This is a genomic window from Chitinophaga costaii, from assembly GCF_900094705.1.
GTDB lineage: Bacteria > Bacteroidota > Bacteroidia > Chitinophagales > Chitinophagaceae > Chitinophaga > Chitinophaga costaii.
This window is the reverse complement of the sequence record NZ_FMAR01000002.1, coordinates 183,511-208,831: the sequence shown is the minus strand read 5'-3', so window position 1 is coordinate 208,831 and position 25,321 is coordinate 183,511. Positions and strand designations below refer to the sequence as shown.

The following is a 25,321-nucleotide window of genomic DNA, read 5'->3' as shown; positions in this document are numbered from 1 at the left end:
TCTAATTGTTGTTTAAAACACAATACACACCTTGGTGTACTTGATTTCAGTAAATGGTATCGTTGTTAATTGTTTTTCCTTTTTTTTGCCGATCAGCTCTTCAATGTCTATCTGATCTTCCCTTACAGCCAGCAAGGTGCCTTCCCTGGCAGTGTTATCGGGAAAGGTAACTTCTATCTTACGGCCAATGTTTTTGGTATATTGACGATGCAGCTTCAACGGTTCGTCCAATCCGGGGCTGGATACTTCCAGGGAGAAATCATCGGCCGGGAAAAGGCCGGAAGTTTCCAATAAAGGATACAGAGCGCGATTAAATTTAATCAATTTATCTATGGGCACCCCTTGATCGCCGTCTATAAAGAGCTTGATGTTATTAGTGGGCTTAATTTTAACCTCTACCACGAAAAACTCCGGTGTTTCGGTTAATAGTCCTTCCGCCATTGAGCGGATACTTTCAATTATTTGTTCGTTTGCCATGTTGCAAAAGCAGAAGGGGACAATAACTCGTCCCCTTCAAATGAATCATTATTACTACGCAAAATTAAGATTTTATTTTAATCAAAAAACTATTTCTTCTAACTTATAAAAGAATTTTAATCTTAACATATAGCCCCCGCATTCATAGTAAAGTTTTCACTAATACGAAACACCGGAACCCCTTCATGAAATTCGCCACCATAGCGCAGTTAAAGCAATTGAACCCCGAATTGATCATCTGGCCACTGGCACTGGCAGGGCTGGCCTTTATGCATCCGGAGCATGCCTACCCCAGCATTTGTCCGCTTAAATGGCTGGGACTTACCTGGTGTCCAGGCTGCGGACTGGGCAGATCAGTGAGTTTTTCTGCTTCACGGCCAAGTAATCGCAGCCTGGCAAACACACAAATTGGGCGGCTTTGCCCTGGTTGTCCTGTTGCACCGGGTGGTAATACTAGGAAACCTTCAATATAAAATCATCCAAAAACCTATATGAACAATGCACATTTTGCCTTGCTGCCTAATGTTAGCACCGAAGAACTCCTTTGGCTGGAGCAGCTAACGGCTTCCTTCGATGACGCTACTAAACAAAAATTCCTCGCAGTGTATTCAGGCCGCCGGCAGGATCCTCAGACCATCCTGATCGTTACATTGGTAGGATTTTTCTGCGTGGCCGGCATTCAGCGCTTTATGACCAAAAGTATTGGTCTGGGCATTTTATACCTTTTTACTGGTGGCCTTTGCCTGATAGGGACTATCATCGATGCGGTGAATTACCGGAAAATTGCCTGGGACTATAATAAGAAGGAAGCCATTGAATCCGCCACCCTGCTGGGACTGCGCTAGAATTACCCCGGGTAAAAGATTTGTTAAAAAAAGAGGCTGGCATACTCAGCCCCAGCATCTTATAATAGAATCTTCAATACCTTTGGCATATGTTAGAAAATGCGCTCAGGGAAATATTCGTCATTTTCGTCGGATACCTGCTATATAAATTTGTCTTTAACTTTTTGCTACCCGTGGTGCGTACCACGCGTCAGGTGAGGCGGCAAATGCATGACATGCAACAGCACATGCAGGAACAGTTCCGCCAGCAACAACAGCCGCAGCAATCCATGCACAACAACATGAATCAGGGTACATCCTCCCAGCCTAAACGCCCGATTGAAGGCGATTATATCGACTTTGAAGAAGTGAAGTAATCCCCCCGCACCTAGTGGAGCGGCTTAAATATGTCCAGGATCGTTTTAGGTCCTGGCAAGTGTAAAGTGCGGAGCCCCACCGCCTCGGCCCCTGTAATGTTTGGCAGGGTGTCATCAATGAATAATGTTTCCGATGCTTTTAATGCATGTGCATCCAGCACAAACTGATACGCTTCTGCATAAGGCTTTCGCAGCCCGATGATATGGGAGAAATAGGCCCGGTCGAAAAACGTATCCAGCGATGGGATACCCCGGCTTTCCAATAATATTTTATTAAACGCATCGTAGTGCAGGGCATTGGTATTACTTAACAAATACAGGTTATAATGCTGGCGCAACTGCTGTAATATTTGCAGGCGGGCCAGCGGGAAGTCCAGCAACATTGCATTCCATGCATTTAGCAACTGCTCCCGGGTTATATGAGGGGGGGCCTGCTGCTGAAGCGCCTCCAGGAATTGCTCCGGGCTTATTTTCCCCGTCTCAAAATGATCGAATAATTCACTGAGGTGAAACTGGGAATATAGTTGTTCAAAATGATCAAATCCCAGGTCTTTAAAAGCCCTTACCGTGCGCTGGTAGTCTATGTTGAGGATAACGCCCCCAAGGTCGAAGATGATATTGCGAATGCCTTGCATGATCGCAAGATAAAAGTCTATTTTGAGGTTTTTTAACCAAGGGTGTGGTGAATTGGGAAAAATAACTATTTTTGCGCCTCTCCCGAAGAAACGGGGGACCGGTCCTATAGCTCAGTTGGTTAGAGCATCTGACTCATAATCAGAGGGTCCCTGGTTCAAGCCCAGGTGGGACCACTTCATTTTCAAGCAATTACGAAGGTCGCTGTGAGGCGGCCTTTGTTATTTGCAAACATTTTCGTTCGCCGGGTTTTTACTTTAATTATCAACAAGTTAATCAATTTTTGTTGGAGATTACTTTACTAAATGTTACCTTTTTTAGCTTAACTTCCTATTCGTTCCGGCCATTTATTTAATACTACCTCCCTTTTCAACAAAGCCTTATACCTCGCCTGGAATTTACAAATTTGTAAATTTTTACGTATCTTTCATATCTGATAAAATCGCGGTAAATGAATGGTATTGCACAACGTCAAGACGGATGAAAAGCACCAAGCCGTTATAGAAAAAGTTGTTGAAGAAGACTTTAAACATATAAAGAAAAACAAAGCCCGTTTTGATTCGTTTAATTGGAACAAATTCAAAGGGCAAGAGGTTTATAAACTTAGGTTGGCCGATAGCCAGGATATTTTGGGACTAATGTGTTTAATAGACTATCCACCGGAGAACGGCATGAAAGCACTTGAAATAAATCTCCTTGAGGTTTCCTCGGAAAATAGAGGACAAGGCAAAAAGTGGTCTGGAATTGCAGGATGTTTAATTGCATTCGCTTGCCGGGAATCGTTTAAGAGAGGATACGAAGGGTGGGTGTTCCTCATTCCTAAGTCTGAGTTGGTCGAACATTATACGAAGGCATACGGCTTTATACATGTTCCGCTAACTACCACCCATCGGCCTGCCGGTTTTATGGAACTGGAAACAGCGAGCGCCCGAGCATTGATAAAAAGGTATCAAGTTTGATCCGTCTTTTATCACCGATAAAAGATTTTAATTGTACAAATATGAAATCGTTCAAAGAAATAAGCAAAAACCAATCTGGAGAAGAAATTGCGGAATCCTTGGTTTTTCCTGGAACATCTTCTTTAAAGGATGAGCATAAAGCCGCCTTTATAAAGGAGTTTCGTGAACATAGAAGGAAGGTTGCTGCCCAATATTCTGAAAAAACGCGTTTAATTTCGAAACTGCTGGAATTAAAATTTAAAATCGAGGATTATATTGAGTCTAGCAATTTCAATGAAAACCTCTATTTCGGCTATTTCCTAAATGAATACATTTCGAGGTTGGATAAAAAGAAAAAGGATTTTGCTCACGAAATAGAAATAGATCCTACAGAAATTAGCCAAATAATCAACAAGCATCGCAAACCTACAGACAAACTTATTTTCAGGTTGGAGATACATTCAAACAGGAACTTTCCTGCACTGTTGTGGTTTAAAATTTTAGAAAAAGAACGAGCATTTGAACTTAATAATAACAGACATATTATCGAAGAAGAAGGCGTGCATGTGAAGGAAAAACTGGAGTTCTCTTTTTAATTTACCGACCATCTTTCATAATAAATAAAACCATCACATTATAATTATAACAAATTGGGCGCTAAAAAGCGCCCTTTTGTTTAATTGGTCTTCCCCACAGAAGACCTGCGTAAATAAATCCTCAACTTCTTTTAATGCGTTTAAAATTTCTTCACCGGCATTGTCCAAAGCCTAAGGTTGGCTGACCTCATTGCACGTATGCCTCCCACAGAGTACAGGTCCAAATGAATTAAAAAGTCATCTATGCTTGCGGTTAGTAAAAAAATGATAAATGCCATTACGATCTACGCTTGGCGGCACCCGCAGTAAAGAAGCTATGTTAGGGCTGATAACCAAGCGCAACAAAAGCACTATGACAGTTAAGGCGTTTTGTCAACAGCATGGTTTGAAGCAGGGTGTGTTTTACTACTGGCAAAAGAAGTATCACCTGGAGCGTAACGAGCTTGGTAGTCAAGGCGGTTTTATTGAGCTACGGGTAGAATATCCTCGGCCTGTTGGGACTTCGCAGGGATTATTTGCCGAAGTAAGAGGCATAAAGCTTTATCAGGCGATAACCGCCTCGTATCTAAATGAACTGTTAAAGGAACGCTGAACTAATAAAACCGCTGGAAGATGCTTTGTTAAAGGAAATGCTGCACTACCAATATTGGCTTGCCGATTAAACCCGGATCAAGGTATTGGATAAGAAAAAGCCGAAAGATACACACAATGACTATTTTTGGATCTATCAGGCGGGGAATGCTCCGCTGGTATATTTTGACTATCAACGTAGCAGACATTGCCTATTCGCTCGGTTTCGACGAAGTGGCACACTTTTCCAACTATTTTAAAAAACAAACAACCTCCGCTCCGCTTACGTTCAGGGCATGATACACATTAATCCGTAAAGGAATATACCTGGCCTGCTGCCAACCTTTTACATTATTCCCCCACACTTACCGCCAGCAGGTACCACGCTGTATGGGGCAGCCATTGTTCCGCCCAGCGCCAATCATAATCTTTGCCCGTTTGCGCATAAGAAAGATTCAGATCAATATCATCTGTATCATCAAGGCCTGCAGTAATGCCGTTGATAATGCCACCGGGCGCATTGGTGTATTCAAACGTATTAAAGAATCCATATGCAGGGTTGTTATGCCCGGTGCCTTGCAACATGCTGGCATCAAAAGGATTTAGACCTAATATCCAGTTCAGTTGATCTGTCGCATATGTGCGCAGGTGATGGCGGAAGGAGGTATCGTTGGCGAAATAGTTTGCTGCCAAACGTGCAGCCGTGGCAAGAGAACCCAGACGTGCGTTTTCTCCCTGCCACCAAGGCGTGGTCTCTGCATTGTGCGGGAAGAAAAAGGAGGGGTATCGCTTACCGGCAGTATCCTGCACCAATTGTCTGCCATACCCAAAAGGGTTGCTTACGGCTCCTGTAATGTTTAACTCGTGTTGCAGGGAGCGCTTAATAACTGCCAATATTTTATTACGTGTATTCGTATCCGTTATATCCAGGTAATACAGCAAACTTACTACTGGCAGCCCTGCATCCGAAGGGTGGAAGAAGGGGCGTGTACCATCGTCTGCACGCCAGTAATCGGTTTCTCCATAGCCGGATACCAGGCGGCTACAGAGGCTGAAGGCACGTTTGTCTGCCGCTTCCCGGTAAGTTTTAAGGTGTGTGGTTTTGTAGAGTTCTGTAGCGGCGGTAAGTGCGCAGTAATCATCGAGAATGTTTTCTTTACCATCATATAGCACAGCGGCGTTGTTAGCTTCCAGAAACTTAAAGGCGCGCTCAGCGGCAGCCAGGTATTCGCTGCGATTGAATTCACCACCGCTATCTACACGGGCCGCCATGGCCAGGGCAGCAATAGATAATCCACCGCCTGCACGGTAACCCACCTGGTAGGCCTTTACATCTTCCTGTGCAGAAGGTTCGCCGTGCAGGGTTTGATTTTCAGAGGTTTTTATAATGAACCCTTTGCCCTCCGCTTGTATAACGCGATCTTTGGCCAGCTTGCCCGGGCCAGGAGCGCCTACTGATCGGTAGAAGGAGCCATCTTTCACCTGCATCCGCACCAGGTAATCTGCCCCGTACATAGCTTCATCAAACACCCGTCGTTTATATTGGCGGAAGCTGTTGCCTGGACGTTTTTCCAATTGTTCCAATGTTTTGAACAAGCTGTATGCCGTGAGGCTGATCTGTTGCGGATTAAAATAATTGGAGAAGGAAAGGTGGGATAAATGTTTGCCATAATCGCCGGTGGCATCGTACCAGCCGCCATGCGCGTCTATATTACCCGGCTTGCGTTCAAAGGATAAATGACGATCTGCCTGATCCAGCAATCCACTGCAGCGCTGGCTCTTAAAATAATATACCACATCAGACAAGGTATAGCGCTCCAGCACATCATCGTCTACCTGGAAGGGATAGGAAAACTGACTGGTTTTATCCGCTTTCACCTCAATGCGGTAAGTACCTTTTTTTGTAAGTGGAGAAAAATCCAGTGTCCAGAACAACCAATTTTTCCATTTTTTTACCTGGCCTTGGGGTATCGGAGTGCCGGTAAAAACGGTCTGATTATTTTCATCTACCACCTGGAAGTTGTTTACCCCATAAATGGGCGCAGTAGCAACTATTACGGCTTTTTTATCGCCCAGGGTTTCATAGCCCACATGATTGGTAACTACCTTAAAATTTTGTGCAAACAAGCTCGCCGAAAAGCCTATGGCAAGACCAAACGTAAGGAGGTATTTCATGTTGTTAGTACGTATTTAGAAACAAGCAAATCATTCGGGCCCTCTTAGCCGGGGGCTAACAAGCTACTCATCAACGGGCATATTTGCAAGCCCGCTCATCACTTTTATAAAGGTAAATAGCACACCTGCGCTGGAAGTTGCCAGTAAAATTGAAAAGCCTACAATAAATGCTATCCAGTGTGGCCATAACGAGTGGTAAGTTCTTGATGATTGCACATTAGGATGATTTATACGTCACAAATATAACATTCATCGTATATTGGCTGCATGTTAGAACTGCCCATCACCCTTCGTGTACCTACACCCGACGAGATGCCGGATAGGCCGGATATTGATGAAATACTAGAGAAAAGGCGGGAAGCCAATATCCGGCCCGGCTACACCTTGCAACCCAATCATACACCGCAGCTGCCTTATAAATTTTATGCGGAGATCAATGTGGATAATTCCAGGCTCTGGCACCTCTTCCTGGCCCTGGCAGCCATGTTTCCGGCAAGCGCCAGTGCTGTATACAATGAAGCAGCGCAGGATACCCTCACCACCAACCTGCAACCTACTTCTTACATCCTACAACATTTTTCTAAATACCAAACCGAGCTAACGAAAGATTGTGCCTTGGAATTTGGACTGCTCTCCAATACCCGCGAGCAACTTACAGAACTGGCGGTGAGCAGTTGCAAATACATAAAGTTCTGGGGTAATGAGCAACCCGCTTTTACAGCGCTGATGAAGGTGCATAACCTGCCATTATTCCGCCACCTTGATTTTGTGGATGAATTCCCAAAGATTATACTACCCCTGCGCCAGTTGATACCAGGTACTACACCACCAGCACAGGTGGTAGATCATTTTGATCGGGCTTTTAAGGTAGAGCGGGAAAATTTTTATTGATAAAGGATGGATAGCGGTTAACTCAATATTTTTTCCGTTTGGGTAATAACTTTACGTTCGTATACTTCCCGCCGCAGCGACCAGCGCCACAGGGGTTCATCGTCAGTAGGCATACTGCCGGCAAAGGTGAGACCGCATTTCTGTAACACCTTAACCGTAGCATTATATTCTTCCAGTGTATGCGCAATTACTTCAGTTACCGCTGCATGCGCAAATGCATAATCGATAAGGGCTTCCAACAGTTCGGTGCCATAGCCCTGCTCCCGGTAATCTTCCTGAACTTCATAGCCTACCTCCACGACCCCATTGGCATCGGGCAGCGACTTAAACCCACCGGTACCAATAAGCGTACGATCTGTTTTATGCACAACCAGGTAAAAGAACCAGCCATCCAGTTCGGGATGGTTGCGCAGCTTGTCATAAGCCACCAGCACCAATTCAGTGTACGGTGGCCAATGCTCCGGAATTTTTATCGCAAGCAGTTCAGCCAGATGCTGTGGACCATGCAACAAAGCTTCAAAATATTCCAGCTTGCAGAATATTAAATGTAGTCTTGAGGTTTGCATTTTATATTAAACGGTGATTCGTTAATTATAGGTTTTCTATCAGGCTGCCTTGTTTATTTAGTAAAACTGGTTTACGATTTATGGTACCAAAAAAGTACAATATAAATTTGATACTTCATAGCATCACACCATAAAAAAGGAAGTGTTTTGATGTACACTTCCATGATATGTTTGTAGTATCAATGCTTGTTTAGTGAGCCTGCAACCAGTTTGCACCCACACCTAACTCCGCATCAATGGGAACGGCCAAGGGCATGGCATTGCGCATACCCTCCAGGATAATGGGTTTCACAATTTCCAGTTCTGATTGGTGTACGTCAAACACTAACTCATCGTGTACTTGCAGGATCATACGGGAGCGAAGCCCTTCTTTTTTAAAGGTATCATGAATGGATATCATGGCCAGTTTGATCATGTCTGCCGCTGTTCCCTGTATAGGCATATTGATGGCATTGCGCTCTGCATAACCCCGTACCACGGCATTGGAAGAATTAATATCTTTTAGCCAGCGTTTACGGCCCAGCAAGGTTTCTACATAACCCTTGCGCTGTGCGGAAGTTATCTGGTCTTCCATATATTGTTTAATAGCCGGGTATTGGGCAAAATAGTTGTCGATAAGTAATTTGGCCTCGCTGCGTGCAATGCCCAGGTTTTCCGACAATCCAAAAGCACTTACCCCGTAAATTATACCGAAGTTTACACTTTTCGCGTTACGTCGCATTTCAGGTGTTACGGCGTCTATTTCCACACCATATACCTTGGCCGCAGTGGCAGCATGTATGTCTAACCCTTCACGGAAGGCGGAGAGCATCTGCGCATCTTCACTAATGGCTGCAATGATGCGCAATTCTATCTGCGAGTAATCCGCCGAAACCAGCATATGCTCCGCATCCCTGGGTACAAAAGCTTTTCGCACCTCACGCCCACGGTCGGTACGGATGGGTATGTTCTGCAGGTTAGGATTGTTGGAACTTAAACGTCCGGTTACCGCTACTGCCTGGTTGTAGGAAGTATGCACCCGGCCTGTACGCCGGTTAATCATTAACGGCAACGCATCTACGTAAGTAGATTTCAATTTGCTCAGTTCACGGAATACCAGGATATCTTCCACAATCTGGTGTTTGTTAGCAAGCCTGGACAACACATCTTCTCCGGTGGCATACTGCCCTGTGCGGGTTTTCTTAGCCTTGGGGTCCAATTGCAGTTTTTCAAACAATACTTCTCCCAGTTGTTTGGGCGACGCCAGGTTAAAGCGCACGCCAGCCTGGCTGTACACGCTTTCTTCTGCCCGCTTGATCTCGGTCTCCAACTCTCTGGAATAATCCTGCAATACGTTGATGTCTATTTTAATACCTTCATACTCCATGTCGGTCAACACTTTTACCAGCGGTGTTTCTACTTCATAAAACACCTTTTCCACCGTGCGCGCGGTAAGTAAAGGAATAAACTTTTCCTTCAGCTGCAAGGTAATATCTGCGTCTTCTGCTGCATAATCTTTAATCTTTTCCACTTCCACATCCCGCATATTGCCCTGACCTTTGCCTTTTTTGCCAATCAGCTCTTCAATGTGTACCGGTTCATAATGAAGGTATTGAGCGCTGAGTAAATCCATGCCGCGCCGGCCTTCTGGCTCTATGAGGTAGTGAGCCAGCATGGTGTCGAAGAGTTTGCCTTTCAGGGTAAAGCCATACCATTTCAGTACAATCAGGTCGTACTTGATATTTTGACCAATAATGGTTACATCTTCGCGGTCGAACAGAGGCTGAAAGACCTGCAGGATAGCAATGGCAGCTTCGCGCTCTTCGGGTATAGGTACATACCAGCCTTCCCCGCTTTTTACCGAAAAGCTCATACCTACAATACTCACATTATTTGGATCTGTACCGGTAGTTTCCGTATCAAAGGATACCTCGTCATGCCGCAGTAGTTCATCTAATAAGGCTTTTAGCGCCTCAGGCGCTTGGGCTAGTTTATAATCATGCGGAGTGTTGTTAATATTGTTCTCAGCGCGGTATACGTCTACTCCCGGCTCTTCCACCACTGGCAAAGGTGCTTCAGCGGCGGAATTTTCTACTATCTGACCAAAAAGATCCGTCTGTTGTACCCGGGCTTTGGCGGGTATTTCAGCAGGCTCTCCCAAAATTCGTTTGCTAAGGTTTCTGAATTCCAACTCATTGAAAACAGCCGCAAGTTTTTCTTTATCGGGCGCTTTCAGGCAAAATTGTTCTTCATGGAAGCTAACCGGCACATCGGTGATAATAGTGGCCAGTTGTTTTGAGAGCAGGGCATTGTCTCGGCCCGCTTTAATTTTCTCTCCCATTTTACCGCCAATCTTGTCGGCATTTTCCAACACATTTTCAAGGCTATGGTATTCCGCCAGCAGCTTCATGGCCGTTTTTTCTCCCACCCCGGCAATACCTGGGATGTTATCCACCGCATCGCCCATCAGGCCCAGGATGTCTATCACCTGGTGTACATCCCTGATCTGCCATTTTGCGCATATTTCTTCCGGCCCCATCACTTCTTCTTTGCTGCCCATGTAAGGCGGTTTCCAGATTTTTACGTTGGGGCGTACCAACTGGCCATAGTCTTTATCTGGCGTTACCATAAATACGTCGTAGCCCGCATCGCCGGCCTGCCAGGCCAGGGTGCCGATCACATCATCTGCTTCATAACCGTCTACTTCTATCACCGGTATGTTAAAGCCTTCAATAATGCGTTTTATATCTGGCAGTGCGGCCATCAGGTCTTCCGGAGCGTCTTCGCGGTTGGCTTTGTATTCGGTGAAAGTGGTATGTCGTTCGGTAGGCGCCAGCGTATCAAAAGCCACCGCCATGTGGGTAGGATTTTCTTTATTGATCAGATCTAGCAGGGTAGTGGTAAATCCAAATTGCGCATTGGTGTTGCGCCCTTTGCTGGTGAGCCGTGGATTACGGATCAGTGCATAATAAGCCCGGTAAATGAGGGCCATGGCATCCAGTAAAAACAATTTCTTTTGCATGCGATAAACCTACACGTTTTTCAGGTAATACACAAAACCAAGTTATACGTGAACCCCTGTGGCTGCCGCCCATGCTGGCTTTTAGTATCTTTGCGCAAAATTATCATGCGCATGAATAAATGTTATCATCTTTCCACGTGCAGCACCTGCAAAAAAATTATCGATGCCGCCGGTCTGCCATCTAAGGGCTTTACCTTGCAAAATATCAAGACCGAAAAGATCACTTCCGAGCAATTGGAGGAAATGCATAAACTGGTTGGCAGTTATGAAGCCCTGTTCAGTCGTAAATCCCAGCAGTACCGCTCACGGGGCCTGCACGAAAAACAACTTACCGAAGATGATTATAAAAATCTTATCCTGGAAGAATACTCTTTTTTAAAACGCCCGGTAACAATTGTGGGCAATCAGATATTTATTGGCAATGGCAAGGATGCCATAGCTGGGCTGGTAGAGGCCACTGCATAGCTTTTAACGATAAAAACGGGCATCGTGAAGGATGCCCGTCTTTATAAATTTGCCAATTATGTATCACCTCCCCGCCAGCTTGCTATCTTTCACTTCCTGCGCAAAATCACGGACAATGCCTTTATAGATGTCCATGTCCAGTTTACCAAAAGATTTGAAAGGGAAGGTTTTTACCGCTTCCAATACTTTTACCAAGTCGAAATCTTCCTGTTTTACGCTATAAAAATATCCCTTTTCCATCAGCCACTCGCCCAGGTATACTTGTTCAGACTGGCCAGGAGTAGGCACTAGGATGGCCTTTTTGTTTAGTTTGGTCAAATCCATCAATGTGGTATAGCCAGATCGGCTCAGCACCATGGCTGCTGCCTGCATGGCCTCGTTCAGTTGTGTGGCGTTCATATGATTTACCTGTTGCACACTGTCCGATACCTGGGTCATTTCCGGCGTGCCGGGCTTTCCGCTTACGATCAGCGCTTTGATGGGCAGGTGGCGTATTTGTGATAACACCAGGTTTTCCAGGTTGGTGCGTTGTGGTTCCGGGCCGGAAATCAGGACTAGCAAGTCGTATTGCTGCGGCACATTTTCTTGTAGCTCAAAGCGCGACAGGCAGCCCAGGTACTGCACATTGGGCGGCAGCGGGTGGGGGTGCGACAATTCGCCGGAAAGATTGTTAGCCCCAGCATAGTCGGGCACCCAACAATGCCGGTATTTGCGGATATAACGGTAATTCAAGGCCTTTAACCACCGTTCCGGCCATCCGCCATAGGGCGTTTTGATCAGCAACTGGTGGGAAATAATTACCGTGGGAAAATCTTTGTGATAAAGCCCAAACCGATTGTCGGAGATCACGGCGTCTACCTGGTGGGTTTTTAGCAACGCGCGGAGCCAGCGCCGCTCATTGCGTATAGCACTCAATATTTGGGGTATTTGTTGTATAATCTTGAGTCCGAAGAACTTACCTTTTTGCGCATAGGCAATGCGGTAGCCTCTCAAGGGAAGAATGGTCAATTGTGGAAACTCCTGACTCAATAATGCGGCATGTTTCCCCTCAGCGGCAATAAGTACCGTACAGCCAGCGTTTAATAGTTCATGAATAATAGGAATGTCGCGTGTGGCATGACCAAGACCCCAGTCCAGCGGGACTATCAGAATCTTTACAGGCGGGAAAGGTGTGGACAAAAAATGTTAATTTTCTGCGAATTTAGTTCTAAATTAGAAGAATTCCAGTTAAGAAATTGTAAATTCCTTTATTCCGTTGGCAGTACCTTTTTTTAAAATTGACACTTTAATAGTACTTGGAAGAGTGAGAAGAATCTTAAACTGCAGTATGAAAATTAAATGGATACTGATCCTTTGTTTGTGTGGAAGTTTATTTTGTGAATCATGTAGCGTCCTGAAAAAGAACGATTGCGGGTGTCCCACGATGAACAAAAAGCGCATGCATTAATCATTATTTACTGACTATCCTTATTCCGATGAAAGCGCCTGTGGAACAGAAATTATTCTAAAGGACAAACAAATTTATTTCCATGAAACCGGTAGAAAGAGATTTATTGATCTTACTACACGAAGATCGTTATAATGAACAACAGATTCAATCTGCGGTAAAACAGATCAGTGAGATGTTGAGCATAATTGAAACGATGGACTATGTGGTGAGTATAACGGAAGTGGTGGATTGCAACAAAACCCGCATCAGCAACAAACGCAGCACGCTGCTGAAAGCTTTTGCACGGAAAACACCAAAGCCTTTCGAGTTTATTGTACATAAAAACTAACACGAGGGCCTATACCTTTCTTTTTCAAGTAGCACGCACGCTATAGTCTTTCCTGTAATTCGTGTTTTAAAATTCTTGTTGTAGGTTTGCCGGCAAACAACTGGTTTATCTGATGGCAGATTTGACGCATTTACAAGATTTTATTGAGCCTGTATCTAAAAACTGGTTGAACGATGACCAGGAATACGAAGCCGTGCAAATAGGCGGCGTAATTGATACCTATGAAACGGAAACGCTTTTTCCCGATCTGGATAAGGCAGACATTATCTTGCTGGGTGTAGGTGAGGAACGGGGCAGCTTTCCACCACGTACCGGCCCTGAAGGCCCTAACGCCATTCGTCGTGAACTTTACAATTTATATTACTGGCACACAGATGTGCATTTAGCCGATATCGGGAATCTCTTGCCAGGAAAGGGTTTGGGCGATGCCTATACCGCGCTGACCGAAGTTCTCAGCCCCCTTATCAGCGCCGGCAAAACCATCGTCATCCTGGGCGGCTCACACGATCTTACCTACGGCCAATACCAGGCCTACGCCTCCCGCCAATTTATCATTGAAGCCACCGTCGCCGATGCCCTCATTGACCTCCAGGAAGCCTCCCCACGCCGGGACCATGGTTTTCTAATGGACATGCTCACAGAACAGCCTAATTACATTAAACATTATAATCACCTGGCCTTCCAGAGTTACTACGTGCATCCCCAGATGTTGGAAACGCTGGATAAACTTCGTTTCGACTGTTACCGCCTGGGCCGCGTACGCGAAAACCTTGAAGAGATAGAACCCGTGCTACGCCACACCGACCTGTTTAGTTTGGACATGAACGTGCTACGCGCCGGCGATGCGCCAGCTACCGCCATTTCGCCCAATGGACTCTCCGGTGAGGAAGCCTGCACCCTGGCGCGCTACGCCGGCATGAGCAGCCGCCTGAGCACTTTTGGTATATACGGTTATAAGGTAGCCGCCGATAAAAATCTTATGACGGCAAAACAGATATCGCAAATGCTTTGGTACTTCATAGATGGCCGCGCAGTGAAAAACCGCGAAGCCGACCTGAAAGACCGGGAATCGTTTTGGGAATTTCACATTGCTGGTGCCGATATAGAAACCATATTTCTGAAAAGCAAAAAAACACAGCGCTGGTGGATGCAATTGCCAGGCAAAGACTTTGTACCCTGCTCTCACCACGACTACCTGCTGGCCAGCAATAATGAAATGCCGGAAAGATGGCTGCGACACCAGGAAAGATTATAATTTCAAGAAGACCGTCCTGCATTTTTACGTGGCTGATCATGATTAAATATACATGCTGGGGAATGCCCGTGCTTTCCCCAGCATTTTTTAATAATAACCATTACTTGTTACTTAGTACACTTAATTGTACTACCCGGTTGCGCAGGTAAGCGGCTTTATTGTCCGTTGAAATCATACGGTCATCCAGGCCGTCCGGTGTTTTTTTCTCCATCTTACCTACTCTTGCATCCAATAAATCAAAATAAGCGGCTTTTTTTTCTTCCCAGTTTTGCTGTTCCACTCGCAGGCTACGCTGGCGGGCAGTATCCAGCCTGGCATACAAAGTTTGATAGCTGTGTTGTAACAGGCTGTCCATACCTTTATAGTAGGTAAGTACGCAACCATACAAATTGCCTGATCGGGCGGCAAGGCATTGCTGGTAGCTTTTATCCAAGGAATCTAGTGCTGTCCTGGATTGCGCCATGGCTACAGCGCCGGTTAACAGGGTAAACAACAAGAATAAAATTACTTTCATAGGCATATTTACAAAGCAGTTTTCTTGCATTCTACAAGAATGACCTTCAGAAAACAACGCCGCAAATCTATGTTAGATATTTCATATTTCAATTAATTGAAATATGATTTGATTATAAAAACGCCGGGCATTTATGTACCCAGCGTTTTCATAAAACGTATATCCGTACCTGTTATATTACCACCAGCTCATAAAATTCGCCTGGATTGTAGTATAACTTTGCAAGGTGTTGCAGCTCCTCTACAGAAATTTCCTTGATCATGCGAATGTTGTTGTAGAAGTAATGCTCGTCTAGGTCGTTCAAAATAAGATTTTTCCAGCGGGTGATGATGTGGAAGGCCCCGTCCAGGTCTCCCAGTATAGCACCTATCATGTAGTTACGCACCAGGCTAATCTCATCCTCCGGAATAAGTTCCGTTTGCAAACGTTCCATTTCCTTGTAGATCTCCACGATAGCCGCCTCACAAACATCGCGGCCGGCCTCGGTAGTGATATTGATGGCACTGGTCTGGCGGAAATTATGCACCTGGGAATGAATACCATAGGTATATCCTTTTTCCTCGCGGATATTATTCATCAAACGGGAACCAAAGTAACCGCCAAAAATGGTGTTAAGCACTAGCATCTTAGAAAAATCAGGATGGTAGCGGTTCGGGAAAGGACGCGCTATACGGATAGAACCCTGCACCCCATTCTCATCATTGAATATGCGATACTTTTTCTCTTCCGCAGGCTGGATAGGCAACTCCGGTTTTACGATATGAGAATTGCCATTCCACTGCGCTTTACCAAAACGCTCGTTCAATAAATCGATCGCATTGCCTGGCACATTGCCCGCCATAAAAATACGGCAGTTATTATACGTATAATGCCGCTGGTAAAATGTTTTCAACGTTTCCGTTTGCAAAGCGTCATAACCCTCCATCGAACTTACACGGCCATAAGGGTGAAATTCTCCGAAGAGGTATTTATCGATATACCGGTTGGCCACGAATTCGCTTTTTTGCAAGTTTACCACCAGCCGCTGTTTCATATTCTGCTTATAAATGGCTAATTCCTCTTCCGGGAAGCTGGGCTCCTGGATCACCGCTTGTAAGGTGGGCATTAGCGCGGGCAGATGTTTGCTCAGGCAGTGCAGGGTATAGGTGGCGTTTTCATGCGCACAGGTTCGGTTCAGGTATGCACCGTAATAATCAATGGCTTCATTGATTTCTAGTGCGCTGTGATGTGCAGTGCCATTTTTCATCAGGAAATTGGTCGCCGTGGCTACCAAGCTTTCTGTTTCGTGCCAGCTTCCTGCCGGAAACACCAGTTCCAATTGTAAAGTATCTTGTTCCGCTGCTTTCACAACGTATACGGGAATACCATTATCCAGCGTAAACTTTTCGTACGGTTTCAGTAGCACGTCAAATTCCACTGCATCCTTTATCGCCGGGGCGTTTGATCTGTTCATGGGTGCAATTATTTTATCCAGTCTTTTGCAATTTGATCGTTACTGGTTATCTGCGTAATAGTAAAGTGTATTAGAATTTTTGTCGTCCAGCAGCGCAAGTGTTTCTGCATGTACCTCTTCTGCTGTTACCTGATCGTAGTTGGCAAACTCGGAGTTCATCAGGGAGGCATCGCCCATCAGCTCATAAAAAGCAAGGTTATTGGCACGGCTCAGGAGGCTGATGTCTTCAAATGCCAGCATGCTTTCCACACGGTTTTTCACTTTCTGCAATTCACGTTCGTTGATATCTTCACTTTGCAGCTTGCGGATCTCTTCCTTGATGGCGGTGTCCGCATCTTCCATTTTCACTCCTTTTACCAGTTTACCTTCTATGGTAATCAGGCCGGCATCCAAACTGCCAAAATGATAACAATCTATGTTGCTGAACAGCTTTTTTTCTTTTACCAGCACCTGGTGTAGCCGGCTGGAGCTGCCACCGCCAAGAATATCGGCTACCAGGTCTGCCGCGTAATAACGGCGATCAGAGCGTGGATACATAGGGTAGCTCTTATACAAAGCGTCTAATGGCACCTTGGCTTTTATTTCCAGTTTGCGGGCGGCCGTTTGGGCCGGCTCCTGGGGCAAATGACGTTCATATTTTTCACCACCGGGAATATCGCCAAACCATTTCTCAGCCAGCTCCTTTACCTGGGCCAACGTTACTTTGCCGCCTACTACCAGGATGGCGTTTACCGGGGTATAATGTTTAAAGAAAAATGCTTTCACATCTTCAAGTTTTGCATTTTCAATGTGACTCAGCTCTTTTCCAATAGTCATCCATCGATAAGGATGCGTGGTATAGGCCAGCTCACGTATTTTAGCCCATACATCACCGTAAGGTTTGTTGATATAATGCTCCTTAAATTCTTCCACCACCACCTTCCGCTGCACTTCCAGGCTTTTTTTACTAAATGCCAGCGACATCATACGGTCGCTTTCCAACCAAAAAGCTGTTTCTATATTTTCAGCGGGCAGTTGTATGTAATAGTTGGTGAGGTCGTTGGTAGTGTAAGCATTGTTTTCGCCGCCTGCCATCTGCAAAGGCTCATCGTAGTCAGGAATGTTCACCGAGCCGCCAAACATAAGGTGCTCAAAAAGATGGGCAAAACCCGTCTGGGCTGGATTTTCGTCGCGCGAGCCCACATCATACAACACGTTTACAACAGCCATCGGCGTTGTTTGATCTTCATGCACTAAAACCCGCAGGCCATTCTCCAGTGTAAATTTATCGTAATGAATCATAATTGTTACGGGTTGATATTGCTTGCAATAATAAGGATAATATCCACACGCCTGCCAAAGGTGCCAGTGTTTGGAAGTATGAATCAAGGAACGGGCCATTTGGGGAAATATGACCTTCTGGCATGGCAAAGGCTCAGAGAATGCTTTTAACCGGCAGTTTTTTCACCATCATTTCATTGCCCCGGCGGATCAGGAGTTCTACCTTGGTGCCGGTATTTTTTAACTGCTCACGATATATCATTAGGTTGTTGGTAAAGATTTTGTTCACCGCCAGTACTTCATCTCCAACTCGGAAACCAGCCCTTTCTGCAGGGGAATTTGCTATCACTTGCATCACAACCACCCTGTCATTGATCAGGTAAAAAATGAGTCCGGTATAGGAGTAATCAAAGGGCTCGCGAAAGTGGCTGTTTGGCTCCAGGTGAATTTCCTTTTGGGCGTAATTCAGGGTTAGATTAAAACGGCGCAACAGGTCATTACCTATCAGGCCGCCCAAGGAAGGATATTGCGTGATATTTGCCTCATCATCGAAGAGATAGGTGGGTACATTTTTAAACGTGTAATTGCCAAGCCGGAATTCTTCCATGGTGGTAATGTCCATATTCACTTTACCATTTAGTCCCTCTGCCTGCGTAGGCGTACGCTTAAATTTGCGGCGCTTAAACAAACTGCTGTCTATTGAGAACTGATTGGAGAGTAGCAGGCACATACCAGCACCGGTATCAAAATAATAATAGCCCAGTGCCTGCCCTTTACCATTGCGAATTGGAGCCTTCACCACTGGAATCATGTTCATAGAGAGTTTCAGCATGGTACCGCCTTTGGGGTACCGGAAATTTCCTTTGGGATAGAGGCGTATTTCTTCCTTATCAAAATCAACTTGTACGATATAGCGGCATATAAGGCTATACCCGATAATACCATCCACACGAAAGCCATACACTTCTGAAATGGATTCGTAATCGTTCACATGAAAATTAAGACTATCCAGCTCAAAACAAGGAAAACGCAGCTTGCGGTTGTATACAAAATTAGCTTTACGGGAGCCGCCCAGGCCCCGGATCACGGTAGATGAAGGACTAGCAGCAACACCTAACCGTAAACATGCGGAGCTATCCAAAGAAATCCCGGCGCTTCCAGTATCGAAAATAAATTGCAAGGTGTCGGGCCAGGGATCTAGGGTAGCTTTAATTACTACAACTCCTCCAAAATATTGCTTAAAGGGAAAGTGGGCTATGGCGCTATCCTGTTCCTTGCGTCCTGGCTGACCAAAAGCATTTGTAAGGAATGAGATAGTAAACAATAGCAACAGTACGTGGAAAATTTTACTTTGCATATGGTAAAAGGGGCGTGCTATCATTAAATTTACGGAAATATATCATGACATACACTGCAATGAATATATTAAAACAAAACTTCCATAAAGGGTCGTTTTCGCCCTATTAACGGCATTCTTAGCCTGCCACAAATCGCCGATTGACCCTCAGGAACCTCCATGTCAGGTAACAGTCATCATGTACCGCTGGCCTATTGCCCTTTATTAAAAATAGCCATAGGAAAACATTACCTGGCAAATAAGAATGCAAAATTTCATAGTCAATTCCCCTACCTTTGTAAGGTCAGCAAGGAACAATATCATGCAACTGGAAGCTTTATATCAGCGTGCGCTGAATTTCGATTTTTTATCGCCGGAGGAAGGGGTGTATTTATTTGAACACGCCCCACTGGCAGCCCTCATGCAGGTAGCCAACGAACTGCGCAAAATACAGGTACCACACGGTAAAGTTACCTGGCAAATAGACCGCAATGTAAACACCACCAATGTGTGTGTAGCCAATTGCAAGTTTTGTAACTTTTACCGCATTCCCGGTCATGCCGATGCCTACATTACCAGCATTGACGAATATAAACGTAAAATAGAGGAGACCATTAAGTATGGCGGCGATCAGCTACTATTGCAAGGAGGCCATCACCCGGAACTGGGCCTGAAATTTTATACAGACCTATTCTCCGAACTTAAAAGACTTTTCCCCGATATCCGCTTGCATACACTGGGTCCCCCAGAAGTAGCCCATATCACGAAACTGGAAAAAAGTACACATCTGGAAGTACTCACAGCCCTGAAAGCTGCAGGTATGGACAGCCTGCCGGGTGCCGGCGCCGAGATCCTGAACGATCGGGTTCGCCGTCTTATTTCCAAAGGTAAATGTGGTGCCCAGGAATGGCTGGATGTAATGCGGGCGGCTCATAAACTCAACATTGCTACATCTGCCACCATGATGTTTGGCCACGTGGAAACGGTGCTAGAACGGTTTGAACACTTGGCTGCCATCCGCCAGGTGCAGAGCGAAAAACCAGAAGGTCACTATGGCTTTACGGCTTTCATTCCCTGGACTTTCCAGGACGTAGACACATTGCTGGCCCGTATCCGGGGTGTGCACAATATAACTACTGCGGAAGAATATATCCGCATGATCGCGCTAAGTCGCATTATGCTGCCAAACGTCAAGAACATCCAGGCTTCTTGGCTGACGGTGGGTAAACAAGTGGCTAAATTGTGCCTGCATGCCGGTGCTAATGATTTTGGCTCCATTATGATCGAGGAAAATGTGGTGAGCGCTGCCGGAGCACCGCACCGCTTTACCTATAAATCTATCCAGGAAGCTATCCGGGATGCCGGTTTTGAGCCGCAACTGCGCACACAACTGTACAAGTTCCGCGAACTGCCACAGCATATTCAGGAGCAGATTATCACGTACTAGCCAAGATCTTTAAGGAGTTTACAAAATAAAGGGAAACCTGCAAGCCAATGGCTTATAGGTTTCCCTTTTTCGGTATAATACAGTGAGATAATTTATAACATGTGTAAAAAATTGCAGAAATCTGTATAATTGTCATTGTCATGCTGTCAGAATTGCACAGGTACTGCCACCTAAATTTTAACGTTTTCTGCTGACATCGTTTGTATCTTTTGCTTGGTTAGGTTCATTATTTTGGCTAATTTAGAAGTGCTGGGGAGATGAGCACCTCAGATGCATCTTCTGTGGAGATGAGCCACCAAGGAAGGTTATGTTATTTTTCAACCGGTAAGCAATTTAGATACACAGCAAGCGTTGTAAGTAAAAAGTATTATAACCTATACAATCAAGGCCAAACGGTATATAGATGCCTGTTTTTTTAAAATTCTCCAAAGCAACGGCACTTCTTAGTATTTCATTAACAATAAGCTTAAAGTATTGTTAATAGCAGATTTGCCGAATACAATCGGAGTATTATTTGCCATATTAGAGTCTTAATCGAAATTGATAATCGTGATGGAAAGAAACGAGGTGATTGAAATTATTTATAGCTTTATCTCCTGCCTTCTACCTTCTTCCCATTTGCATATAAAAAGATATTTAAGAGAGTAATAAGTACAGTCATAACCTACAGCGGGTGGGCGTCTGCCCGCCTGCTTCTTTTTTAAAACTTGTTTGTCTCTTAATAAAATTTAAAATAGTAATAAGTACAGTCATAACAGCGGGTGGGCGTCTGCCCGCCTGCTTCTTTTTAAACTAGATTAGTCCTCTATAGCGATATTTAAAATAGTAATAAGTACAGTCATAACAGCGGGTGGGCTTCTGCCCGCCTTCTTTTTAAATAATAAGTACCATCATAACAAAGAACGGGCAACGGAATCTCCGCAAATTTATACTTCTCTTAACAATTATTGTTCCTCTTTAGTTGCTAACCACAGAAAATAATGACCATCAGGGCATAATTGTCTATATCCAAGCAAATTTTCTATCCGAAATTTATTTTCCCATATCCGTCACGATGCCGTTTGTTTATTCGCTATTTTTGCCGCGCACCTACACAAATTGCTGCTTAATATGCTAGAAATCAAGGTCAATGATCAATTGAGCCTGCGACAATTACTGCCAGCAGATGCCCCATTGGTTTACGACCAGATCGATACTTCCCGTAAAACGCTGCGGCGTTTTCTTCCTTGGGTAGATTACAATGTGAAAGAAGATCATTCCCTTCGTTTCATAGAACTTATGCTGCGTAAGGCCGACGAGCAAGATGCTATTGCCTTCGGTATGTTTCAACGTGACGCACTTTGTGGCGTAATGGACCTACATGGCTGGGACCATTCCTTGCAAAAAGCCGAGATTGGTTACTGGCTGGGCGAGGCCTTCCGCGGCCAGGGCATCGCGCTGGAATGCTGCCGTGCGCTGATGAAATTTGCCTTCGATGAATTACACCTCAACAAAATAGAAATTCGCTTCGCCCTACAAAACGAACGCAGCAGCAAAATTCCCATCCGATTAGGTTTTGCAAAAGAAGGTGTATTACGCCACAGCGCCAAATTACATGGGCAATTGGTGGATATGGTGGTGATGGGAATGCTTAAAAAGGATTTTAAAGTTTGATGCAGCTTATCCTATTCAAAAATGCCGGCATTTGATATGCCGGTATTCCATTATTTGGAGCGATAATGTTTCTGCACCTTACTGTTTTTTCTCCCGTAGAGGTAATAAATAGCCAGGCCTGCGCCCATCCAGATTACTAGTCGCAACCAGGTTTCTTTGGGCAATGACACCATCATAACCACACACACCAACACTCCCATAATTGGTACAAAAGGAACCCAGGGTGTTTTAAAAGCGCGCGGTACGTCCGGCATTTTCACCCGCATAATCCATACCCCCAAACAAACGATCACAAAGGCTAACAGGGTGCCAATACTCGTCATTTCTCCCACGACCTTTAAAGGAACCAGGGCTGCAAAGCCGCCCACAAATACACAGAGCAACATATTTGATTTCCAGGGTGTACGGTATCTGGAATGAATGGCAGCAAAGACCGGCGGCAATAAACCATCATTGGCCATCGCATAAAATACGCGCGACTGGGCCAGCAAATCTACCAGGATCACGGAAGTATACCCAACAATAATGGCTAGCAAAACCACCTGCGACAACCAAATATAAGGCGTATGTTTTAGCGCTACGGCTACCGGTGCCGCGCTATCTTTAAATTCCCGGTAGGGCGCCAGGCCAGTAAGCACATGGGAGAATAGCAGGAATAATATCGTACACAAGGCTAGCGACCCCAGAATGCCAATGGGCATATTTCGTTGTGGATTCTTGGCCTCCTGGGCCGCAGTGCTTACCATATCAAACCCCAGGTACACAAAAAAGATCACACCTGCGCCCCGTAAAATTCCAGACCAACCGTATTCACCAAAATGGCCAGTATTTATTGGGATATACGGATGGTAATTGGCGGGTTGTATATATTTCCAGCCCAGCGCAATGAAAACCAGTACCACACCCACTTTCAACGATACCACGATGGCATTCCAGATAGCCGACCCCCTCGTACCCCGCATGAGCAGCAATGACATGGCCACCACCACTAGCAAGGCGGGAAGATTAAACCAAGCATTTACCAGCGAGCCGTCTGCCAGTTTTACCGATTCAAAAGGGGAACGCAGGAGCTGAACAGGCAAATGAATATTGTATGCCCTAAGAAATTCGGTAAGATAGTTTGACCAGCTAATGGCAACTGTAGCTCCGCCCACAGAGAACTCCAGCACAAGGTCCCAACCAATAATCCAGGCTAGCAGCTCACCCATGGTGGCATATGCATATGTATAAGCACTGCCCGCCACGGGAATCATGGAAGAAAACTCGGCGTAACAAAGCCCTGCAAAGCAGCAACCAACGGCCGAAACAACAAAAGATAGTGTTACCGCCGGCCCTGCATTATTGGCTGCGGCCAGCCCAGTTAGGGAAAACAGTCCAGCACCAATAATCACCCCCAAACCAAGTGTTACGAGCTGAAAAGCGCTAAGACTGCGTTTCAGGGTATGCGTGTTGTCGGTAACAGATTCCTGTATCAACCAGTTAAGCGGCTTTTTGAATATTTGGCCCATATTACTCTATAAATTTTGTAGACTAATTGGCGGCAAATATACGGATGCCATCAGTACCAACATCATTCTATCCTGCCTGAAAATTAATTAGCTTTTTCGAGGTATATCAAAAGAGGACTCAAACATCGCAGATCTGTACACAGCGTTTCAGGGCGGACAAGGGATCTTTTTCTGTGGGAACAAATTCTTGCGCCACATACCCCTTATAGCCAGTGGCCACAATAGCACGCATTACTGCTGGGTAAAATATCTCTTGGGTGTCGTCTAATTCATGCCGGCCTGGTACCCCACCCGTATGATAGTGGGCAATGTATGCATGGTAATCCGTGATATTACGGATAAGATCACCTTCCATGATCTGCATATGATAAATGTCGTAGAGAAGTTTAAAATTATTGGATCCAATTTTTTGTGCCAGCGCTGCGCCCCAAGCAGTATGATCGCACTGATAGTCGTGGTGATCTTTTTTACTATTCAACAACTCCATAACAATAGTCACTTTTTTCTTTTCAGCGTAAGGCATGATGCGTTGAAGACCGGCAGCACAGTTCAGCAAGCCCTGTTCATCGTCCAGCCCCTTTCGGGCGCCGGAAAAACAAATAAGATTCTTAAATCCGGCATTGGCTGTTTCATCGATCATATGATAGTAGTATTCTACCAGCGGGTCATGATGTTCTATGTGGTTCCAGCCGCGATAAATATCCCAATCTTTGTTAATGCTGGCCACTATCCCGCAATCCAACCCGTATTTGTGGGCAGTAGCAAATTGTGGAGGATCCAGTAGGTCAATGGCTTCCAGGCCCATAGCCTTAAATGCCTTACACAAATCGTCTAGTGGGATGTTAGGATAACACCAGGCGCAGGCCGAGTGATGAATGTTTCCTTTAAGCATGGTGGAAGAAGAATGAGTGGAAGATAAGGATGCCGCCAGGGAGGGCAGCGCAGTAGCCGCCATTGCCGCAGTGGCTACCTGCTTTAGCATTTGTCGGCGGGAATGTTTTTCTGGCATAACGCATAATTAAAATGATCGTGAATTTAATAGAAAAAATTTATGAATCATTTATTTCATCGATAAGTTTTCGCTCGAAAGGATTTGCCCCAATACCTTCAACCGGCTGATTATGAATGATTGATGAGCTACCTCGCTTAGTGCCTGTCGGCTATCACAATATTTGTCGCTGAAAATTGGCTAAATCTGGTAAGCTATTTGTCTACAATAAAAAAAAGTGAGGTGGATATGAGTAAAAAAACTACTCCGAATTTGACAATTTGTATTATCATGGATCTCATCGGTTGTGCCAGTTATGCCTTTCCGGTAGTGGGTGAGGTGGCTGACGTTTTGTGGGCACCCATATCAGCGCTTATATTTTACCGCCTGTTTGGTGGCAGCGCCTTTGCCGCCTTTGGTGGTGTGTTTAATTTTATGGAGGAATTATTCCCCGGTACAGACATTATTCCCTGCTTCACCCTGGGCTGGGTGGTTCAACGCGTGGTAAATGGCCGGAAAACCGCTACCGAACAAAAGTTTGCCACCGTAGTGCCATAATATAAATCTTCTTTCTCAATATATACCTTTCTTCCCGCAAGGAGAATTGTATCTGGCT

At 45.2% G+C, this 25,321-nt stretch carries 25 protein-coding genes and 1 tRNA gene; 14 read left to right on the top strand and 12 right to left on the bottom strand.

Annotated features, from left to right (window positions below; translation table 11 throughout):
* Window positions 1–12: 12 nt before the first annotated feature.
* Entirely contained in the window at window positions 13–477 is a 465-nt protein-coding gene (locus GA0116948_RS04005; protein ID WP_089709276.1) for a ribosome maturation factor RimP, read from the bottom strand.
* A gap of 491 nt (window positions 478–968) precedes the next feature.
* Between GA0116948_RS04005 and GA0116948_RS04000 the strand changes: the two genes are divergently transcribed.
* On the top strand, window positions 969–1,322 hold the full coding sequence (locus GA0116948_RS04000; RefSeq protein ID WP_089709274.1) for a TM2 domain-containing protein: 354 nt from the start codon (window positions 969–971) through the stop codon (window positions 1,320–1,322).
* 89 nt (window positions 1,323–1,411) lie between these two features.
* Window positions 1,412–1,678, top strand: a complete 267-nt coding sequence (locus GA0116948_RS03995; protein WP_089709272.1) for a DUF4834 family protein — start codon at window positions 1,412–1,414, stop codon at window positions 1,676–1,678.
* 11 nt (window positions 1,679–1,689) lie between these two features.
* Here GA0116948_RS03995 and GA0116948_RS03990 read toward each other — a convergent pair whose 3' ends face one another.
* On the bottom strand, window positions 1,690–2,313 hold the full coding sequence (locus GA0116948_RS03990) for an HAD family hydrolase (RefSeq protein WP_089709270.1): 624 nt from the start codon (window positions 2,311–2,313) through the stop codon (window positions 1,690–1,692).
* Between the two features lie 100 nt (window positions 2,314–2,413).
* On the opposite strand from GA0116948_RS03990, the gene GA0116948_RS03985 reads away from it, so the two are divergent.
* From GA0116948_RS03985 to GA0116948_RS21415, 5 genes are all read left to right on the top strand, one after another.
* A tRNA-Ile gene (locus tag GA0116948_RS03985) sits at window positions 2,414–2,487 on the top strand.
* Window positions 2,488–2,766: 279 nt separating this feature from the next.
* Window positions 2,767–3,270, top strand: a complete 504-nt coding sequence (locus tag GA0116948_RS03980; RefSeq protein ID WP_089709268.1) for a hypothetical protein — start codon at window positions 2,767–2,769, stop codon at window positions 3,268–3,270.
* Window positions 3,271–3,311: 41 nt separating this feature from the next.
* Window positions 3,312–3,845 (top strand): hypothetical protein, encoded by a 534-nt coding sequence (locus GA0116948_RS03975; RefSeq protein WP_089709266.1) that lies wholly within the window; start codon window positions 3,312–3,314, stop codon window positions 3,843–3,845.
* Window positions 3,846–4,116: 271 nt separating this feature from the next.
* Window positions 4,117–4,437 (top strand): IS66 family insertion sequence element accessory protein TnpA, encoded by a 321-nt coding sequence (tnpA, locus tag GA0116948_RS03970; RefSeq protein WP_089709264.1) that lies wholly within the window; start codon window positions 4,117–4,119, stop codon window positions 4,435–4,437.
* Window positions 4,438–4,553: 116 nt separating this feature from the next.
* Window positions 4,554–4,715 (top strand): hypothetical protein, encoded by a 162-nt coding sequence (locus tag GA0116948_RS21415; RefSeq protein WP_205686087.1) that lies wholly within the window; start codon window positions 4,554–4,556, stop codon window positions 4,713–4,715.
* 51 nt (window positions 4,716–4,766) lie between these two features.
* Here GA0116948_RS21415 and GA0116948_RS03965 read toward each other — a convergent pair whose 3' ends face one another.
* Window positions 4,767–6,590, bottom strand: a complete 1,824-nt coding sequence (locus GA0116948_RS03965; protein ID WP_089709261.1) for a glycoside hydrolase family 9 protein — start codon at window positions 6,588–6,590, stop codon at window positions 4,767–4,769.
* 267 nt (window positions 6,591–6,857) lie between these two features.
* Here GA0116948_RS03965 and GA0116948_RS03960 point away from each other — a divergent pair, with 267 nt between their 5' ends.
* Window positions 6,858–7,481 (top strand): hypothetical protein, encoded by a 624-nt coding sequence (locus GA0116948_RS03960; RefSeq protein ID WP_089709259.1) that lies wholly within the window; start codon window positions 6,858–6,860, stop codon window positions 7,479–7,481.
* A 17-nt stretch (window positions 7,482–7,498) separates the two neighbouring features.
* Here the strand turns inward: GA0116948_RS03960 and GA0116948_RS03955 are convergent, their stop codons facing one another.
* Together GA0116948_RS03955 and polA are read right to left on the bottom strand one after the other, a co-directional pair.
* Entirely contained in the window at window positions 7,499–8,047 is a 549-nt protein-coding gene (locus tag GA0116948_RS03955) for a GNAT family N-acetyltransferase (RefSeq protein ID WP_089709258.1), read from the bottom strand.
* A 190-nt stretch (window positions 8,048–8,237) separates the two neighbouring features.
* Window positions 8,238–11,048: a DNA polymerase I gene (gene polA, locus GA0116948_RS03950; RefSeq protein WP_089709256.1), complete on the bottom strand. Its 2,811-nt coding sequence runs from the start codon at window positions 11,046–11,048 to the stop codon at window positions 8,238–8,240.
* Between the two features lie 111 nt (window positions 11,049–11,159).
* Between polA and GA0116948_RS03945 the strand changes: the two genes are divergently transcribed.
* Window positions 11,160–11,513, top strand: a complete 354-nt coding sequence (locus GA0116948_RS03945; protein WP_089709564.1) for an arsenate reductase family protein — start codon at window positions 11,160–11,162, stop codon at window positions 11,511–11,513.
* Between the two features lie 63 nt (window positions 11,514–11,576).
* Here GA0116948_RS03945 and GA0116948_RS03940 read toward each other — a convergent pair whose 3' ends face one another.
* On the bottom strand, window positions 11,577–12,692 hold the full coding sequence (locus GA0116948_RS03940; RefSeq protein ID WP_089709253.1) for a glycosyltransferase: 1,116 nt from the start codon (window positions 12,690–12,692) through the stop codon (window positions 11,577–11,579).
* Between the two features lie 350 nt (window positions 12,693–13,042).
* On the opposite strand from GA0116948_RS03940, the gene GA0116948_RS03935 reads away from it, so the two are divergent.
* Both GA0116948_RS03935 and GA0116948_RS03930 read left to right on the top strand, forming a co-directional pair.
* Window positions 13,043–13,291, top strand: a complete 249-nt coding sequence (locus GA0116948_RS03935; RefSeq protein ID WP_089709251.1) for a hypothetical protein — start codon at window positions 13,043–13,045, stop codon at window positions 13,289–13,291.
* 112 nt (window positions 13,292–13,403) lie between these two features.
* The gene (locus GA0116948_RS03930; RefSeq protein ID WP_089709249.1) at window positions 13,404–14,546 is read left to right on the top strand and encodes a formimidoylglutamase; all 1,143 of its coding nucleotides are present in this window, start codon (window positions 13,404–13,406) and stop codon (window positions 14,544–14,546) included.
* Window positions 14,547–14,646: 100 nt separating this feature from the next.
* On the opposite strand, the gene GA0116948_RS03925 is transcribed toward GA0116948_RS03930, so the two are convergent.
* The 4 genes from GA0116948_RS03925 to GA0116948_RS03910 form a co-directional block, all read right to left on the bottom strand.
* Window positions 14,647–15,060, bottom strand: coding sequence for a lysozyme inhibitor LprI family protein (locus tag GA0116948_RS03925; RefSeq protein WP_165798399.1), 414 nt, complete (start codon window positions 15,058–15,060; stop codon window positions 14,647–14,649).
* Window positions 15,061–15,232: 172 nt separating this feature from the next.
* A complete protein-coding gene (locus tag GA0116948_RS03920) occupies window positions 15,233–16,513 on the bottom strand; it encodes a M16 family metallopeptidase (RefSeq protein ID WP_089709245.1) in 1,281 nt (426 codons plus the stop codon).
* 39 nt (window positions 16,514–16,552) lie between these two features.
* Window positions 16,553–17,794: a M16 family metallopeptidase gene (locus GA0116948_RS03915; RefSeq protein ID WP_089709561.1), complete on the bottom strand. Its 1,242-nt coding sequence runs from the start codon at window positions 17,792–17,794 to the stop codon at window positions 16,553–16,555.
* A gap of 133 nt (window positions 17,795–17,927) precedes the next feature.
* Window positions 17,928–19,130 (bottom strand): aspartyl protease family protein, encoded by a 1,203-nt coding sequence (locus tag GA0116948_RS03910; RefSeq protein WP_165798398.1) that lies wholly within the window; start codon window positions 19,128–19,130, stop codon window positions 17,928–17,930.
* A gap of 301 nt (window positions 19,131–19,431) precedes the next feature.
* Here GA0116948_RS03910 and mqnC point away from each other — a divergent pair, with 301 nt between their 5' ends.
* Window positions 19,432–20,556 carry a cyclic dehypoxanthinyl futalosine synthase gene (gene mqnC, locus GA0116948_RS03905; RefSeq protein WP_089709241.1) on the top strand — a complete coding sequence of 375 codons (1,125 nt, stop codon included), beginning with the start codon at window positions 19,432–19,434 and terminating at the stop codon, window positions 20,554–20,556.
* 1,110 nt (window positions 20,557–21,666) lie between these two features.
* Window positions 21,667–22,209: a GNAT family N-acetyltransferase gene (locus GA0116948_RS03900; RefSeq protein WP_089709239.1), complete on the top strand. Its 543-nt coding sequence runs from the start codon at window positions 21,667–21,669 to the stop codon at window positions 22,207–22,209.
* A 50-nt stretch (window positions 22,210–22,259) separates the two neighbouring features.
* Here the strand turns inward: GA0116948_RS03900 and GA0116948_RS03895 are convergent, their stop codons facing one another.
* Both GA0116948_RS03895 and GA0116948_RS03890 read right to left on the bottom strand, forming a co-directional pair.
* Complete coding sequence (locus GA0116948_RS03895) at window positions 22,260–23,717, bottom strand: amino acid permease (protein ID WP_089709236.1); 1,458 nt, start codon at window positions 23,715–23,717, stop codon at window positions 22,260–22,262.
* 118 nt (window positions 23,718–23,835) lie between these two features.
* Entirely contained in the window at window positions 23,836–24,726 is an 891-nt protein-coding gene (locus GA0116948_RS03890) for a hydroxypyruvate isomerase family protein (protein ID WP_089709234.1), read from the bottom strand.
* Between the two features lie 270 nt (window positions 24,727–24,996).
* Here GA0116948_RS03890 and GA0116948_RS03885 point away from each other — a divergent pair, with 270 nt between their 5' ends.
* A complete protein-coding gene (locus tag GA0116948_RS03885; RefSeq protein ID WP_240619172.1) occupies window positions 24,997–25,263 on the top strand; it encodes a hypothetical protein in 267 nt (88 codons plus the stop codon).
* The last annotated feature ends 58 nt before the right edge of the window (window positions 25,264–25,321 follow it).